An 18,610-nucleotide genomic window follows, 5' to 3' on the forward strand; every position below is an offset into this window, starting at 1 on the left:
AAGCACTATTAAAAAACAACAAGAACGGTGTGTCATTTACATCTCCAACGGTTGAGCAGTAGGTAGCGATTGCGATAACCAGTTACGTGTTGACGATAAGCTAGCTGAAGCTGCAGCCAATAAACTTGCTTCATAAGTCGAAGCACGCGCATTTTGTGGCAAGGTCGTTTCATACTCCATGCTGTTGGATACTTCTTTGCTATCCATGGTTACTAACCATAAAGCTTTTTGCAAACCATTAGCATCGTTACGACTCAAACTAAACGTCAGTGGCGTCCCTGATGCTTGATTGACCTTAATATCATTTCTCTCGAGCATAGTGACCAACTGCTCGGTCATGCTGTTTTTTAATACAGGGTCATCAATGCCTTGCACGCGAATGCTAACATCAGCTTGATGGCCAAATAGGTGCGACTTTAGGCTGAAAGAATTATTTTGCAACTGAGCCTGGTGTTCACTAATCAGTTCAGTCAATTGAGCCAAGTCTAAACCCTCGCCATCGTAGGGAAGTGGATCAAAACCTAATGTGTTATACAAACGACCAAAAGCAATTTGCAAATTAGCGTAAGCATTAGCACGTTGATAGTCACCTAACAGTGCTTTGGCTTCTGTTCGAATAACTTCAAGTTCGCTATCCATTTTTGAGCTTAACGCATCGCGAGCATATTGTGATAAACGATGATCAACCCCTGCGGCTTTATCGGCCAAATTAAATTCACTGGCTGCTAAACGGTAGCGCTCTATCGAAATGCGTACCTGAGTTAAAATCGCCATTGACAGTGCCATGCGGCGCGCAGTATCAGCTTTCTCTTGCTCTTCGCGAGAATCATTCAACGAGGGGATGCTGGCTAATTTCATTAAATTCCACGACAACGAAATACCGCCCTGTGACCATTCATTGTTATAGAGGTATTTATTAGAGTCTTGAAAAAATCCGTAATTAAAGTTTATTGCAGGGAATAAACTTAAGATTTGTTTACGCGTTTCGTCAGCAGTAATGCGTTTTCTAAAATCTTCTTCACGTAATTCAGGGCGCTGTAATAACGCCATTTCTTCTAGTTGATTAATGTTGTCGGGGGCTGCTGGCAGTGCATGCTCTTTAGTATCAGCCAAACTAAAAGTAACGCCAGAGGGCACGTTCATTAAAGCGGCCAGCTCACTTTTTGCGTAGGCTAAATCTTGGCGACGCTTATTGAGCATGTAGGCAGCATCTAATAATGCGCGCTGATAATTCAGTGCCGTTACAGGAGCAATAATTTGCTGCGACTCTGCTTCACGTGATTGTTCAAGCGCTCGGTCAATTCGCTCAATAGTGGCATTCACCTGCTGCTCTAAACGTTGCGCCCCTAGCGCACGCCAATACGATGCGCGAACATCTTGAAATAAACCTTGAACTACTTTTCTGCGGCGCTCTTCAGCAATTAAATACTGATCGGCTTGTTGCCTTGCCCGATAATAAGAAACACCAAAGTCTAAACTATTCCAGCTGAATTCAATATTTTCAGTATGGTAGCTTTTCTCTTGCGATGAAGAAGGACGCAGCGACTCTAGGCCATCTTCAATACCATAACTGGAGCCACCCGAATCATTATTGCGCCGACTATAACCTGCCGATGCCAAAACACGCGGCAGCATATCGAATTTTGATAGCTCATTTAAACCCAGAGCCAAGGCCGACTCCATATTTTTTAATCGATAATCCAAGTTATATTTCAACGCTCTAGCTAGTGCCTCGTCTAAAGTTATAGGCGCACTAATAGCCACTTGGTTCTCAAACATTTGCGCTGTATCGGCCGCTACTCTATCGCGAACTTCATCCTGCGTTGCCAACTGAGGCGAAACGGAGCACCCTCCCAAGACAAGGCAAAAGATCGGCGCATTAAAACGCCAAGCACGGGTTGCTGTCCCAGTAAAAAACAGTTTATTTAAAAGGGCTTTCATTACACACTTACTCCAAATTCACTGTTAATTATTATAAAAATAGTCATTACATTGTAACCATACAAACCAATACCGCTTAGGCTTTTTTGTAGTAGCTAATGGTATTTTCTGAACCGCTAGCCAACCTCGATGCTGCTGACTGTTTGAGCTGCTCACTAAAGCTACTCGCAGCGGTAATTTTTTCATCGCCTTGATCACCACCAAGCGCAATAACGATATCGGTATTGGCGATGTCTAAAACACTCGGTGAACTTTCAGCTGTTATTGTGCCCTGCAGCTCGATGGTGTCATCGTTAACTTGCTCGCTGCTGCTATTAGCCGCTATTTTTGTGGCCGATAATTCTGGTTTAGCAAAAGGGTCAAGTAAATGTTTAACGCCGGGCGATGCTGAATTAAATGAATCAACCAGACCATTGCGCGCCGCAGATTCAAGCTGCGATTGATTAACGGCTAACTGCACAAAAACAGCATGCGATGTAGGTAACGGAATTTGTCGGACTGACTGCTGCACATAAAGTGCGTTGTCGGGATAGCGATCAATACCCAGCGGAGAAAAGTCCTTGCCGCCTAATTCGCCTAAGCCATTATCACCAGAGGCAAACGCTAGGCCGATATCTAAACCACCGAGTAGCTCTTTATAAGCAACAGAATCAATATCTAACAAATTCAAACCAGAGCTGAGTTGGATTTCATTTCTGGCTTGTTGAACGCTCAATAACACATGCAGCGCAGGGTCAACCGGACGAATAGGGACTGTAAATACAGGTCTAAAGTTACCGTAATCACGAAATTCTCCATCCACCCGAGGCGCGGGTGTAATGTCAATTGAAACGGTTGCCGAAGCCGTACCACCTTGGCCGTCACTGATTTCATACTCAAAACTAAAGTCGCCAATAAAACCAAGGTCAGGGTAAAAAGTGATTACACCACTGGCGCTGATAACCACTTCACCATTAGGCACAGACAATGTTTGTGCCTGGCCTGCAATGACCGGCTGGCCGGCAATACTAGAAACAACAAGCGTGTCGCCATCAACATCGGTGTCATTATCCAGTAAATTCAGCACAACACCGGCTGCACCGGCTGCACCATCAACGCTATAGCTATCATCAGTTGCCACAGGGTTATCGTTGACAGGCAGTACTGTTATCGTAACCGTTGCTGTTTCAGTGATGCCATTAACAGTCGCCGTATAAGTGAAGCTATCGATGCCTTCAAAATTAACATCAGGCGTATAAGTAAAGGTACCATTTGGGTTTAACACCACGGTGCCATTTTGAGCTTGGGTAAACACTGAAACGGTGGCGACACCTTCAAAATTATCATTAGCCAGCACATCAAGCGTGACCGGCTGTTCTTCATTAGTGGTAGTAGCATCATCACTAATATCAACAACAGGTAGTACCGTTAGAGACAGCGAAGACACATGCGTTTCAATGCCATCAGTGATTTCAACACCGATAGCAATCGGCCCCGATGCAGAAGTATTAAAATCGTCCGTGGGCGTGTAATCAACGGCTAATAAAGCCGCATTGATTTGAGCGGATGTACCCGTAATAACAACCGTATTAGTGCCGTTATCAGTAATGGTTGCACCGCCCCCCGCGATCACATTAATAACACCAGCATTAGCAGGCAACGTTAACGTGGTGGTAAGGATCGCGTTGTCAGCATCCTGCACAGCAATACCATTGATCGTAAGGGGAGTATCTTCGGTTGCGATTTGCGGCGCAGGTAACGTACTCACTGCAATATCATTGAGGCCGGTGACAGTAATAGTGACCGTCACCGGTGCACTTACACCGCCGTTGTTATCACTGGTTGTGTAAGTGAAGGTAACGTCACGGCTGCCACCCGGTGCCAAATCATCAAAATCGCCAGTCGGGTCAAAACTATAAGTACCATCTGGGTTGAATGTCAGAACACCTTCACCCACATTAGTCACTAATGCAAAACCATTAGGGTCAATGGTGCCGTCGATATCACTGCCAGCAGGCACGGCAGCATTAAGGACGGTGTCTTCGTCGGTAGTCTGAGCATCGCTAGCGGCAACCGGGTTATCATTTGTACCGTTAATGGTGATTTCTATCGTGGTCGGCGTACCATCTACCGTGGTGACGTTAAATACTTCATTTATCGAGTCACCGACATCTAAACTGTCAAACGCGCTATTAGCCGTAAAAGTCCAAGCACCTGCAGCATTTAAAACTAGCTCGCCAGTGGGGCGTGTAATCGTCACTGGTGTAAACGTGTTGTCTGGACTATCAGGATCGGTGCTGGTGAGAGTGCCAGTAAAGACTAAGGGCGCATCGGTTTCGTCTAAGCTAACATCGGCGCTACTCACGGTTGCCGCATCATTAACCGGCGTTACTTCAACCGTGGTGTTCACCACCGTTGAGGTCTGCTGACCATTGGCTGCAGCCTCTGAATTTTCATCGCGCACTGTCCAATTGATGGTGCGGTCTGCACTGCCCGGATTATCTGAGCTTGAGCTGTAATTCACAGTGCGCAATAACGATTGATATTCAGCTTTGGTGGCATTGCCGCTAATGGTGAGCGTGCCGGGCACCGAACTGTCTACCGTTAAACCCAGTGAAGTTGCCAGTGCTGCATCCAGCGCTAATGTATCACCCGCTGAGAAACCGCTGGCTATGGTAATCACCGCTTGGTTTAAGTCAGCATCATCAACATCGGCCAAGCTCAACGCGGGCTCTAATACCAACGCCGGATCATTTTCTATATAGGTGTGCGTGGTAGCTACACCGCTGACCACTGGGGTGGTCATTGACAGGGTTAACCGCCGTGGCGATGTTGATACTATCGGCCGACCAGGTTTCGGTCGTGCCTAGATTGCCAGAAATATCTTGGCCCGAGGCCTCCGCTTGCACGCTGTCGGCAAGGTGCACCGTTAGTGCTCCCGGCGTGCCACTGTATTCTGCCACCGGTAAAAAACGAATATCGGCGGTGGCGGGCAGCACTAGAGCATTGCCCGATGACAAGCCTACGTTGGTGATCGTCACCCAGCCTGAACCACTGTTGTATTGCCAGCTACCTTCTGTCGCTGGATTAGCTGCGTTGCCAATAATCGCTATACCGCCAAGCGCTGTAGCGCTAGAGCCGCCAGCAACGGTATCGGTGCTGTCATCGTATTGTGAGCTGGTGATTACACTGCTCAGTGCAGCACCGGCTGGGTTGGTGTTGTCTTCATTAATCGACGCGAGTGTACCGCTGCCACTGGCAACCGGCGCATCGTTAACCGCAGTAATAGCCGTCCCTAAGGTAACGGCATTGGCCGCATTAGAGAATGCGGTTGTGCCACCCGTGGCACCACCACTCAAATCAGCTCCCGCACCTGTAGCTACTGCACCACTAGAGCTATCGATTAAGCGCACGGTTAAATCACCCGGTGTGCCGTTCCAATCGGGTTGCGCTAAAAAGCGAACCTGATCGGTACTCGATAGTAAAAACGGATTCGCTAAACTGGCTGTCGCAGGGATAGCTAACCAGCCGCCACCACTGTTGTACTGCCACACACCTTGCGCGGCGGTCGCGGCATTATCAACAATCGCCACGCCAGCAAGGGTATTAGCCGTCGAGCCATTAGGTGACGGTATCGGTGCTGTCATCAAACCTTGGCCCAAAGATATTGCTGACCGTATCGCCCACCGGGTTTGCAGTGTCTTCTGGAACAGCCGGTAAACTGGTGCTCGCCGCTGTGCGCAGCGGTGCATCATTGACCGGAGTAATGGTGATTTGCAGGGTTTCTGAATCGGTCAACGCACCACCTGTGCCGGTGTTGCCTTGGTCATCAACATTAACCGTTAAGTCTTGGGTAAAAGCCACCGTGTTTTGGTCACCCGTTGGCGTAAACGTCAACGAAGCCAGTGCAGTATTAATGGCCGCTTTGGTGCCGGTAAACACCATCGCGGTATCGTTAGTGCCATCGCCAGTGCTAAAGGTTAGCCCAGCAATAGTGCTTAAATTAATCGTGCCTTTAGGTGTGCCAGCGAGACTCAAACTGACTTGTAGGTCGCTGCCCGAATCATCGGCATCGGCAATAGAAATGCCGATTGCATTAGCGGTGCTGTCTTCTAAAACGGTGGGGTTAGCAGGCAGTGTGATAACAGGGGCATCATTAACCGGCGTTACTTCAACCGTGGTGTTCACCACCGTTGAGGTCTGCTGACCATTGGCTGCAGCCTCTGAATTTTCATCGCGCACTGTCCAATTGATGGTGCGGTCTGCACTGCCCGGATTATCTGAGCTTGAGCTGTAATTCACAGTGCGCAATAACGATTGATATTCAGCTTTGGTGGCATTGCCGCTAATGGTGAGCGTGCCGGGCACCGAACTGTCTACCGTTAAACCCAGTGAAGTTGCCAGTGCTGCATCCAGCGCTAATGTATCACCCGCTGAGAAACCGCTGGCTATGGTAATCACCGCTTGGTTTAAGTCAGCATCATCAACATCGGCCAAGCTCAACGCGGGCTCTAATACCAACGCCGGATCATTTTCTATATAGGTGTGCGTGGTAGCTACACCGCTGACCACTGGGGTGTCATTGACAGGGTTAACCGCCGTGGCGATGTTGATACTATCGGCCGACCAGGTTTCGGTCGTGCCTAGATTGCCAGAAATATCTTGGCCCGAGGCCTCCGCTTGCACGCTGTCGGCAAGGTGCACCGTTAGTGCTCCCGGCGTGCCACTGTATTCTGCCACCGGTAAAAAACGAATATCGGCGGTGGCGGGCAGCACTAGAGCATTGCCCGATGACAAGCCTACGTTGGTGATCGTCACCCAGCCTGAACCACTGTTGTATTGCCAGCTACCTTCTGTCGCTGGATTAGCTGCGTTGCCAATAATCGCTATACCGCCAAGCGCTGTAGCGCTAGAGCCGCCAGCAACGGTATCGGTGCTGTCATCGTATTGTGAGCTGGTGATTACACTGCTCAGTGCAGCACCGGCTGGGTTGGTGTTGTCTTCATTAATCGACGCGAGTGTACCGCTGCCACTGGCAACCGGCGCATCGTTAACCGCAGTAATAGCCGTCCCTAAGGTAACGGCATTGGCCGCATTAGAGAATGCGGTTGTGTCACCCGTGGCACCACCACTCAAATCAGCTCCCGCACCTGTAGCTACTGCACCACTAGAGCTATCGATTAAGCGCACGGTTAAATCACCCGGTGTGCCGTTCCAATCGGGTTGCGCTAAAAAGCGAACCTGATCGGTACTCGATAGTAAAAACGGATTCGCTAAACTGGCTGTCGCAGGGATAGCTAACCAGCCGCCACCACTGTTGTACTGCCACACACCTTGCGCGGCGGTCGCGGCATTATCAACAATCGCCACGCCAGCAAGGGTATTAGCCGTCGAGCCATTGGTGACGGTATCGGTGCTGTCATCAAACCTTGGCCCAAAGATATTGCTGACCGTATCGCCCACCGGGTTTGCAGTGTCTTCTGGAACAGCCGGTAAACTGGTGCTCGCCGCTGTGCGCAGCGGTGCATCATTGACCGGAGTAATGGTGATTTGCAGGGTTTCTGAATCGGTCAACGCACCACCTGTGCCGGTGTTGCCTTGGTCATCAACATTAACCGTTAAGTCTTGGGTAAAAGCCACCGTGTTTTGGTCACCCGTTGGCGTAAACGTCAACGAAGCCAGTGCAGTATTAATGGCCGCTTTGGTGCCGGTAAACACCATCGCGGTATCGTTAGTGCCATCGCCAGTGCTAAAGGTTAGCCCAGCAATAGTGCTTAAATTAATCGTGCCTTTAGGTGTGCCAGCGAGACTCAAACTGACTTGTAGGTCGCTGCCCGAATCATCGGCATCGGCAATAGAAATGCCGATTGCATTAGCGGTGCTGTCTTCTAAAACGGTGGGGTTAGCAGGCAGTGTGATAACAGGGGCATCATTAACCGGCGTTACTTCAACCGTGGTGTTCACCACCGTTGAGGTCTGCTGACCATTGGCTGCAGCCTCTGAATTTTCATCGCGCACTGTCCAATTGATGGTGCGGTCTGCACTGCCCGGATTATCTGAGCTTGAGCTGTAATTCACAGTGCGCAATAACGATTGATATTCAGCTTTGGTGGCATTGCCGCTAATGGTGAGCGTGCCGGGCACCGAACTGTCTACCGTTAAACCCAGTGAAGTTGCCAGTGCTGCATCCAGCGCTAATGTATCACCCGCTGAGAAACCGCTGGCTATGGTAATCACCGCTTGGTTTAAGTCAGCATCATCAACATCGGCCAAGCTCAACGCGGGCTCTAATACCAACGCCGGATCATTTTCTATATAGGTGTGCGTGGTAGCTACACCGCTGACCACTGGGGTGTCATTGACAGGGTTAACCGCCGTGGCGATGTTGATACTATCGGCCGACCAGGTTTCGGTCGTGCCTAGATTGCCAGAAATATCTTGGCCCGAGGCCTCCGCTTGCACGCTGTCGGCAAGGTGCACCGTTAGTGCTCCCGGCGTGCCACTGTATTCTGCCACCGGTAAAAACGAATATCGGCGGTGGCGGGCAGCACTAGAGCATTGCCCGATGACAAGCCTACGTTGGTGATCGTCACCCAGCCTGAACCACTGTTGTATTGCCAGCTACCTTCTGTCGCTGGATTAGCTGCGTTGCCAATAATCGCTATACCGCCAAGCGCTGTAGCGCTAGAGCCGCCAGCAACGGTATCGGTGCTGTCATCGTATTGTGAGCTGGTGATTACACTGCTCAGTGCAGCACCGGCTGGGTTGGTGTTGTCTTCATTAATCGACGCGAGTGTACCGCTGCCACTGGCAACCGGCGCATCGTTAACCGCAGTAATAGCCGTCCCTAAGGTAACGGCATTGGCCGCATTAGAGAATGCGGTTGTGCCACCCGTGGCACCACCACTCAAATCAGCTCCCGCACCTGTAGCTACTGCACCACTAGAGCTATCGATTAAGCGCACGGTTAGATCACCCGGTGTGCCGTTCCAATCGGGTTGCGCTAAAGCGAACCTGATCGGTACTCGATAGTAAAAACGGACTCGCTAAACTGGCTGTCGCAGATAGCTACCAGCCGCCACCACTGTTGTACTGCCACACACCTTGCGCGGCGGTCGCGGCATTATCAACAATCGCCACGCCAGCAAGGGTATTAGCCGTCGAGCCATTGGTGACGGTATCGGTGCTGTCATCAAACCTTGGCCCAAAGATATTGCTGACCGTATCGCCCACCGGGTTTGCAGTGTCTTCTGGAACAGCCGGTAAACTGGTGCTCGCCGCTGTGCGCAGCGGTGCATCATTGACCGGAGTAATGGTGATTTGCAGGGTTTCTGAATCGGTCAACGCACCACCTGTGCCGGTGTTGCCTTGGTCATCAACATTAACCGTTAAGTCTTGGGTAAAAGCCACCGTGTTTTGGTCACCCGTTGGCGTAAACGTCAACGAAGCCAGTGCAGTATTAATGGCCGCTTTGGTGCCGGTAAACACCATCGCGGTATCGTTAGTGCCATCGCCAGTGCTAAAGGTTAGCCCAGCAATAGTGCTTAAATTAATCGTGCCTTTAGGTGTGCCAGCGAGACTCAAACTGACTTGTAGGTCGCTGCCCGAATCATCGGCATCGGCAATAGAAATGCCGATTGCATTAGCGGTGCTGTCTTCTAAAACGGTGGGGTTAGCAGGCAGTGTGATAACAGGGGCATCATTAACCGGCGTTACTTCAACCGTGGTGTTCACCACCGTTGAGGTCTGCTGACCATTGGCTGCAGCCTCTGAATTTTCATCGCGCACTGTCCAATTGATGGTGCGGTCTGCACTGCCCGGATTATCTGAGCTTGAGCTGTAATTCACAGTGCGCAATAACGATTGATATTCAGCTTTGGTGGCATTGCCGCTAATGGTGAGCGTACCGGGCACCGAACTGTCTACCGTTAAGCCCAGTGAAGTTGCCAGTGCTGCATCCAGCGCTAATGTATCACCCGCTGAGAAACCGCTGGCTATGGTAATCACCGCTTGGTTTAAGTCAGCATCATCAACATCGGCCAAGCTCAACGCGGGCTCTAATACCAACGCCGGATCATTTTCTATATAGGTGTGCGTGGTAGCTACACCGCTGACCACTGGGGTGTCATTGACAGGGTTAACCGCCGTGGCGATGTTGATACTATCGGCCGACCAGGTTTCGGTCGTGCCTAGATTGCCAGAAATATCTTGGCCCGAGGCCTCCGCTTGCACGCTGTCGGCAAGGTGCACCGTTAGTGCTCCCGGCGTGCCACTGTATTCTGCCACCGGTAAAAAACGAATATCGGCGGTGGCGGGCAGCACTAGAGCATTGCCCGATGACAAGCCTACGTTGGTGATCGTCACCCAGCCTGAACCACTGTTGTATTGCCAGCTACCTTCTGTCGCTGGATTAGCTGCGTTGCCAATAATCGCTATACCGCCAAGCGCTGTAGCGCTAGAGCCGCCAGCAACGGTATCGGTGCTGTCATCGTATTGTGAACTGGTGATTACACTGCTCAGTGCAGCACCGGCTGGGTTGGTGTTGTCTTCATTAATCGACGCGAGTGTACCGCTGCCACTGGCAACCGGCGCATCGTTAACCGCAGTAATAGCCGTCCCTAAGGTAACGGCATTGGCCGCATTAGAGAATGCGGTTGTGTCACCCGTGGCACCACCACTCAAATCAGCTCCCGCACCTGTAGCTACTGCACCGCTAGAGCTATCGATTAAGCGCACGGTTAAATCACCCGGTGTGCCGTTCCAATCGGGTTGCGCTAAAAAACGAACCTGATCGGTACTCGATAGTAAAAACGGATTCGCTAAACTGGCTGTCGCAGGGATAGCTAACCAGCCGCCACCACTGTTGTACTGCCACACACCTTGCGCGGCGGTCGCGGCATTATCAACAATCGCCACGCCAGCAAGGGTATTAGCTGTCGAGCCATTGGTGACGGTATCGGTGCTGTCATCAAACCTTGGCCCAAAGATATTGCTGACCGTATCGCCCACCGGGTTTGCAGTGTCTTCTGGAACAGCCGGTAAACTGGTGCTCGCCGCTGTGCGCAGCGGTGCATCATTGACCGGAGTAATGGTGATTTGCAGGGTTTCTGAATCGGTCAACGCACCACCTGTGCCGGTGTTGCCTTGGTCATCAACATTAACCGTTAAGTCTTGGGTAAAAGCCACCGTGTTTTGGTCACCCGTTGGCGTAAACGTCAACGAAGCCAGTGCAGTATTAATGGCCGCTTTGGTGCCGGTAAACACCATCGCGGTATCGTTAGTGCCATCGCCAGTGCTAAAGGTTAGCCCAGCAATAGTACTTAAATTAATCGTGCCTTTAGGTGTGCCAGCGAGACTCAAACTGACTTGTAGGTCACTGCCAAAATCGTCGGTATCACTGATCGAAATCCCGCTAATTGCATTGGCGGTGCTGTCTTCTAAAACGGTGGGGTTAACAGGTAGGGTTATAACAGGTGCATCGTTGGTGCCAGAAACCTCAATGAAAAAATCTTCACTATCGGTATTGTTGCCATCAACACCAACGCCTTCAGTACCATTACCAACACCACCATCACGATCATCGGCAGTGGTGCGAATGCGCACAACGGTATCGACGTTGGCATCAGTTGGTGTATAAACCAGAGAATTTAAGGTCGCTTCAACATCAGCTGCTGTACCCGTTATTGTTATTGTTGCTGTGTTGTCATTACTAATTATCGCACCACCCGAGGTAGTGGCCGTCAAGGTGCCATAAGATGCACCACCCACCGTATTGGTCGCTGCAACGGATACAGAGATAAGATCAGCGGCCCCCTCGCTGGTGTCGCGATTATCATTCAAGGTGAATGAACCACCTTCAGCATTAATGTTAATACTGGTGCCCGAATCTAGGGATAAACCATTGGTTAGCGTTGCGTTGATCGCTAAAACAGGAGCGTCGTTAACCGGCGTGATGGTAATATCATTATCGACTGTCGCCGTTTGTTGGCCACCGGCATGATCAAAATCGGCAATAGTAGATCTTAAATACAGCGTGCCATTGCCAAGGCCAGGGCCATTAAAATCGCCACGACCCTGAAAACGTAGTGCGTTCAATGCATTTTCAACATCAGTAATGTTACCCGTGATGGTAATCGTATTAGAGTTATTACCAGTAATGACTACATCGGGCTGGCTGCTTAATCTTAAACGCCCCTCATTGGCGCTGCTGGCTAAAGTCGTGCGACCGGCATCATTAAAAAGTTCAATGGTGGCGGTAACGTCCTCATCAAAGCTATCGGCGTCTGATAGTGCAAAACCGCCTAATGTAATTTCTGCATCTTCGTCAACGGTAAAACCAGAAACATTGGTAATAACCGGCACGTCATTACTATTGGATACACGCAAAGTAATATCATGGGTCACACGATTATTGGCGGCATTAATGGCGGAGCCATCATCGTTAACCGGGCCGCCATTGGCATTGGCAAGCAAAGATCCCGAGTTATCATATAGACGATCATCGGCAACCACTCTAAGAATAAGATTGTCGTCATCAAGGTCAGCACTAAAGGCGATTGTTAGGCTGGCAAGCACGGCATCAATTTCTGCTTTAGTACCCTGCAAAATCATCACATCAGTGCCTTTGCCACTGACAAAACTACTGGGGTCAGCGGCGGTATAATTTAATAAATTAGCACCCGTACCCACAACGCTTACCTCAATGCGCATAAAATCAGTTTCGCCTGCCGTTATACCGTCGTCGAGATCTAAGTCAGCCAGCGTTATCACTGGTACAGCGGTAGTTGCAGCGCCCGCTGCGAAAACATCCAAGTTATCGGGGCCGCTGATTTCAGCAATATCATTGGTGGGTGTAATTTCAATTAAAAACGTTGAGCCCGGAGGTGACGGCAAGCCTTGAGCAACACTGACAGAATCGTTCGATGTCCAATCACCATCGCTGACCACATAGTCAAACGAATCGTTGCTTGTTTCAGTGCCATCATGTTGATAACTGATCCGCCCAGAATCTAGATCATCTTGAGTGAAAACCGAACCCACACCAAGCGCTGTAGTGTTTAAGAATAAGCTGCCATTATTGGTGGCATCGGTGATGCGATATTGACGCTGAATGCTTGAGTTATCGTCGTCGCCAAACACTAAGTGGGCGTTGCTCAAATTGGGGTCGGGTGTCGGCAAACCAGAACCGCTGACACCGTTAATAGTGGCATAGGATTGCGCACCACCAATAACCCGCGAACCGCCCTCAACAACAGCACCAGCCTCACCGGCAATAAGCTGCCGTTTAGACACAAACGTAGTTGCATCATTAGCAGGGAAAATAGTAATCGGGACGATTAAGGTCGAACCTTCTGAGCTAGCATTGGTGGCCGTTGGCACAACCACCCCCGAATCATCAAGAGGCACAAGAGAGAATGAATCAGAAAAATTTTCGCTGCCTAAATGAGTATAAGTCAAATCACCGTTTTGCAACTGGGCCAGGGTAACGATGGTTGTATTGGCGGTTATCAGCACGCCATCAAGCCTCAACTCGCCATGCAGTGTGTCGACCGTTATTCTAAAGCTCAGTTCATCATTAACCGCATTGCCAGTTTCGTTATCAGAAGCCGAGTTATCTCTGTCGCTCAAAACAATATTAGCACCGTTGATAACAACGGTATTATTTTCACCGACAAAAATAGCACTATTATTGACAGCCTCCGGTGTGTCATTTTGAGGCGTTGCGGCAATACTGAACGACTGCGGTGCCGACTCTGTGTTGCCATCAGAAATGGTATAACTAAAAGAATCAACGAAGTCTTCATCGCCACTATGAACAAAGCTGACGTTGCCGTTATTAATATCGGCCTGAGTAAAAGTTTGGTTATAGGTTAGTTCAGCACCATTGAGCCTAATAAGACCACTGGTTGGTAGTGAGACTAAGCGATACACCAGTTCATCTGGGCTGCTTTCAGCGTCGGTAATTAGCAGCTCAGTGTTACTAAAGTTAAAAGTGCCACCTTCGTTGAGGTCAGCCGCATCAATGGTGTTTGTGCCGCCACTGGTCGGCGGGGTATTAATGTCAGCGGCACCCGGAACAGGGTCAGGGCTAACAGTCACGGTATCGGGGACAACCACATCAAAGGTTATCGGCGTTAGCGGGCTGCCCTGTGAAGGATTATCGTAAATACCACCGTCTCGGCTATCTGGAAACAGTCGGATACCGCCATCTTTTACCGTAAAGGTCATACTGTCGGTACGCGGGGTGTCGCTAAGTGTTACAAACGTTACATTGCCAGCATTAATGTCTGCTTGAGTAAACGTAGCGCCAACGGTGAGTGTTTGGCCATTAACCGTAAAATAACCCTCTGCTGGGTTGGGAACACTGGTTAATGTATAAGTTAACGAGGTGTTGGCCGAATCAACATCAGTCACCTCAAGCATAGCGGGGGTCAAGGTGATCGAAGTAGAACCCGGTGCCATAGTCTGAGCTACGTTTGTATTCAGCACTGGGTCATCGTTGTTGGGCACGATGTTTAACTGAATGGTCGCCGAATCAGAAAGCACATTGCCTTCACCACCACCATCATCTTGAACCTGCATATTAAAGCTATCAGTGCTGTTTTCACCGCCTGAGTGGCTGTAAGTCAGCAACCCTGGGTCGGCAACAACAAAAGGCGTGCCCACGCTCGCCGCAACAATGGCCACACCGTTGTAAAACAGCGTACCGTTAATAGGTAAGCTAGTAATCTCGTAGTTTTGTGCTGTGCCACCCTCTGGGTCAAAAAAGCTAATCGCACCTCTCGAGCTATTAAATGGCGCGATTAATAAGCCGTTATCGGCAAGATTGACCGCAGTCTCCCCCTCAATAACAGTAATTGAGCCCTCTAAAGTCGGTGCCTGATTAATCGGATTAATATTCACTGAAACCGACTGGTTGGTGATCAATCCACCGGCTCCATCATCAACAGTAATTAAAAAGGTATCTGTTGTCACCGAGGTGACTTGTGAACCATTGTGTTGATACGACAAGTTATTAATATCAGACGCCGCAAAGGTCGAGCCGACCGCTATTAAGTTGCCATTTAATCGCAAATCACCATTGGCAGGGACGGCAGCAATTTTAATAATTGTCTGAACCGCTTGGTTATCAATATCTGACAACCCAAGCTGAGCTTGGGTAAAACCAAAACTCGCAGCCGTTGCAGCAGAAAAACTGCTGGTGCCACCCTCATTAACCTCTAAAGGCGTGCCGCCACTAATCGTTGGCGCATCATTAATGGCAACCACATTAATGTTACTGATTTGAATGTTCGTTGGGCCATCAGGGGTGTCAACATCATTGACGGTAATATCAATCAATGGGGTGTAAGCTGGGTCTAAACTGTTGCTGTTAGTAACCGGGGTAAAAACCATGCCATTGAGGGCTGAGTTAATTTCGGCTTCAGTGCCGGTAATCGTGACCGCGCTAGTGCCATCGGCACCCGCTGTCACTGCCCACCCTGCCCCTGCTAAGGTAATGCTACCGCCGGTCACGCTGATCGCGACCTGCAGCTCCACACCTGCATCGTCATCAGTAACACTAATGCCAGTGATAGTTAACGGCACGTCTTCGTCAGTGCTGCGAGTATCGACAGCTTGAGCATCGGTTATTTCTGGCGCACCGAGCAAGCCTGTAAAACCTGAAACTTCAACAACCTGTGATTCTATAGCACCGGCTTGCCACTCTAGATCCCAATCGCCACCTAAGGCTTTAGCGCCAGTGAGGTCAGTAGATGCAGCAATATCGGCCCCGGTTGCAGCCGCCAGTGCAGCAACAAAAGATTGCCCTTCGGCGCTGCCTGCCACGTCACAACCGTAAAGCAAAATATCGGCATCAACCGATAAAACAGCACGTATCTGGCTGAGAGCCTCACTATAATCTTGCGTTAGTGTCACCTCATTAACGGTGCTATTACCGAGTTGCAACTGCCCATCACTGCCGTGACTAAATAGATGAATAGCCTCGATATCGTTGCGCCCGGCTACTGCCTCAGCAATTTGTAGCAAACCATCTTGTTCACCATTGAGTAAAATGACCTCGCTATTGGCAAATTGATTAGCTATTGATTGTTGATTTTCAATACCGGCATCAATAAACACTATCTGCCGACCCGTTGAGCTTTCGGCAGAAAACTCAGGAGAAAAATCGCCTTGATTCTCAGAATTTTGATGAGGTTCAGCCGATGTGGGTGATTCGGTATGATTGGCGTTATCTGCCTGCTCAGCGATGGCTATGGGCAACGCTGCATCAAAGACTATTCGCGGTTCAAGTGCTAAACGTTGCGTTTTGGACTTGAAGATTGAGTTAAAACCTTTTTGCTGACTCATATTGCCAATAACCATTGTTAAAAAATTTTTAAGAGCAACATATTAGAAATCAGCTAACTGGTATTTTCGCTGTTAAAAAAGCAGCCAAAATACCGTTACTCCACTGTTAGTAAAAGTATGGACGAATATTTAAGTTCCCGACAATTAATATTTCAGTAATTACGTCACATAACGGTGTTAATGCTTAATCGATCTATTAATCGAGTAGCTCAGGCTTTATACGACCATAGATGCCGATAGGTTTTTTAACTCACCTGATAGATTATCAGGTATATAGAATATAAACAAGTTGCAATATCACAGGCAAAGCAGACATAAAGCTTTATTATACCCAAATATATTACAAGAAAAAAGGACAGTTATTTCATAAAAGTGAAAAGTTCAAGTTCTCACGATCAATGCGCAGTGTCCGCTCATATTCTGACCATAATATCTATAAAGAGTTAAGTGAAGTATCACCTATGCTAACCAAGGTGATGGCGGAGCTGGATGATGTTGTAGACCAGGAACAGCAAGAACTGGAAGCTAAGAATAAAATACTGAGTGATTTAAGGCACCTTGAAAAGGTCGTTAAGCAGAAAATTGAGGAAATCGAAGAGCAGCTGGATAAATTGTAGTTCTGGGCGGTTTTTATAAGCGTATGCTATAGGCTGATATTCTGAGGCGTCAGCTGGAGTCACCCTCTTCTAAAATTGGGTTGCTAATTGGAGGGCAGTGATAGTCGTCAACCACTCTTTCTTCGCCGTTTTTGTCACTAATTACACTTTCTAGATGAATATCAAACCCCCATAAACGGTGTATGTGTTTGAGTACGTCGGCGGTTCCTTCTTCCATGGGAACCCTATCCGCCGGAATATGCCTAAGTGTAAGTGAGCGGTCGCCTCTAATATCAACATTCCATACTTGTATATTGGGCTCTTTGTAGCTCAGGTTGTATTGTTTTGCCAATTGTTCTCTAACTGTTTTATAGCCATTTTCATCGTGTATGGCCTGAACTAGGTACTCGTTTTCCATATCATCATCTACGATGGAAAATAGTTTAAGGTCGCGAATTACTTTAGGGGATAAAAACTGCAGAATAAAACTCTCATCTTTAAAGTTTTCCATTGCGAAGTGAACAGTGTTTAACCAGTCATTGCCGGCTATATCGGGGAACCACTGCTTATCTTCGTCGGTGGGAGCCTCACAGATTCGACGAATATCCTGATACATGGCAAACCCCAGCGTATAGGGGTTGATACCGCTATACCAAGGGCTATCAAACGGAGGTTGGTAGGTAACAGCAGTATGAGATTGTAGAAACTCAATCATAAACCCATCGGTCACTAACCCTTTATCATAAAGTCGATTAAGAATGGTGTAGTGCCAGAATGTCGCCCAGCCCTCGTTCATCACTTGTGTTTGTCTTTGGGGGTAAAAGTACTGCGCTATTTTACGCACTATTCTGACAATTTCTCGTTGCCAAGGCTCCAGTAACGGTGCGTTTTTCTCAATAAAGTAGAGCAAGTTTTCTTGCGGCTCTTTGGGGAACCTGTTCTGCTCACCGGGTTTCTCTTTCCCTTTTTTTGTCGGGAGAGTAAGCCAAAGCTCGTTGACTTGCTGTTGCAGGTATTCCTCTCGTTCTTGCTGACGGTTTTTTTCTTCTGCTGCAGAGATGGGGGGTGGGCGTTTATAGCGGTCTACCCCGTGGTTCATAATCGCATGGCAAGAGTCCAGAAACTTCTCAACGGTTTCAACTCCGTGGCGCTGTTCGCATTTAGAAATATAGTTACGAGCAAACAACAAGTAATCGATGATCGCACTCGCATCTGTCCAAGTTTTGAATAGGTAATTCCCTTTAAAAAACGAATTGTGACCATAGGCCGCATGGGCAATCACCAGCGCCTGCATGGTGATAGTGTTTTCTTCCATTAAGTAGGCAATACAAGGGTCAGAGTTAATAACAATTTCATACGCCAGCCCCATCTGACCACGCTGATAGCGCTTAGACGTGTTTAAAAACTGTTTGCCGAAAGACCAGTGATGATAACCCACAGGCATACCGACAGAAGAGTAGGCATCCATCATTTGCTCAGCGCTAATCACCTCGATCTGATTTGGGTAGGTATCGAGCTTGAATTCCTTGGCGATTTTGGCAATCTCTTTATCGTATTGCTCTATAAGCTCAAAGGTCCATTCTGACCCTGATGAAATAGGCTGTTGGTTCATGTTCAACCCCATCTTTTGAACAATTATTCATAAAGTATAGCTCATGGGAATAGTCATACTCTCAATTTATTGCAGAGTTAGGATATAGCAACTATTCTTAATGCTATGGATAGAAACCACAGGGAGCTAGTGT

General features: G+C 48.7%; 8 protein-coding genes. 1 reads left to right on the forward strand and 7 read right to left on the reverse strand.

Annotated elements, in window-relative coordinates:
- Nucleotides 1-36: 36 nt before the first annotated feature.
- The 6 genes from Q7C_RS02390 to Q7C_RS02415 all read right to left on the reverse strand — a co-directional run bounded on the left by Q7C_RS02390 (nt 37) and on the right by Q7C_RS02415 (nt 16,269).
- Nucleotides 37-1,941, reverse strand: coding sequence for a TolC family protein (locus Q7C_RS02390; RefSeq protein WP_014703103.1), 1,905 nt, complete (start codon nt 1,939-1,941; stop codon nt 37-39).
- Between the two features lie 76 nt (nt 1,942-2,017).
- On the reverse strand, nt 2,018-4,726 hold the full coding sequence (locus Q7C_RS02395) for a tandem-95 repeat protein (RefSeq protein WP_202946512.1): 2,709 nt from the start codon (nt 4,724-4,726) through the stop codon (nt 2,018-2,020).
- Complete coding sequence (locus Q7C_RS02400; RefSeq protein ID WP_041366420.1) at nt 4,671-5,567, reverse strand: hypothetical protein; 897 nt, start codon at nt 5,565-5,567, stop codon at nt 4,671-4,673. The genes Q7C_RS02395 and Q7C_RS02400 overlap by 56 nt, the downstream gene beginning before the upstream one ends.
- On the reverse strand, nt 5,542-8,436 hold the full coding sequence (locus tag Q7C_RS02405; RefSeq protein WP_187287368.1) for a beta strand repeat-containing protein: 2,895 nt from the start codon (nt 8,434-8,436) through the stop codon (nt 5,542-5,544). The genes Q7C_RS02400 and Q7C_RS02405 overlap by 26 nt, the downstream gene beginning before the upstream one ends.
- Nucleotides 8,403-8,885 (reverse strand): hypothetical protein, encoded by a 483-nt coding sequence (locus tag Q7C_RS02410; protein ID WP_041366422.1) that lies wholly within the window; start codon nt 8,883-8,885, stop codon nt 8,403-8,405. Before Q7C_RS02410 ends, Q7C_RS02405 begins: the two co-directional genes overlap by 34 nt.
- Before the next feature lie 103 nt (nt 8,886-8,988).
- Nucleotides 8,989-16,269: a cadherin-like domain-containing protein gene (locus Q7C_RS02415; protein ID WP_041366424.1), complete on the reverse strand. Its 7,281-nt coding sequence runs from the start codon at nt 16,267-16,269 to the stop codon at nt 8,989-8,991.
- A gap of 335 nt (nt 16,270-16,604) precedes the next feature.
- Here Q7C_RS02415 and Q7C_RS02420 point away from each other — a divergent pair, with 335 nt between their 5' ends.
- Complete coding sequence (locus Q7C_RS02420) at nt 16,605-16,886, forward strand: DUF3461 family protein (protein WP_083839441.1); 282 nt, start codon at nt 16,605-16,607, stop codon at nt 16,884-16,886.
- 49 nt (nt 16,887-16,935) lie between these two features.
- Here the strand turns inward: Q7C_RS02420 and Q7C_RS02425 are convergent, their stop codons facing one another.
- Complete coding sequence (locus Q7C_RS02425) at nt 16,936-18,477, reverse strand: SpoVR family protein (protein ID WP_008844809.1); 1,542 nt, start codon at nt 18,475-18,477, stop codon at nt 16,936-16,938.
- Nucleotides 18,478-18,610 lie beyond the last annotated feature (133 nt).

Source organism: Methylophaga frappieri (assembly GCF_000260965.1).
Taxonomy (GTDB): Bacteria; Pseudomonadota; Gammaproteobacteria; order Nitrosococcales; family Methylophagaceae; genus Methylophaga; species Methylophaga frappieri.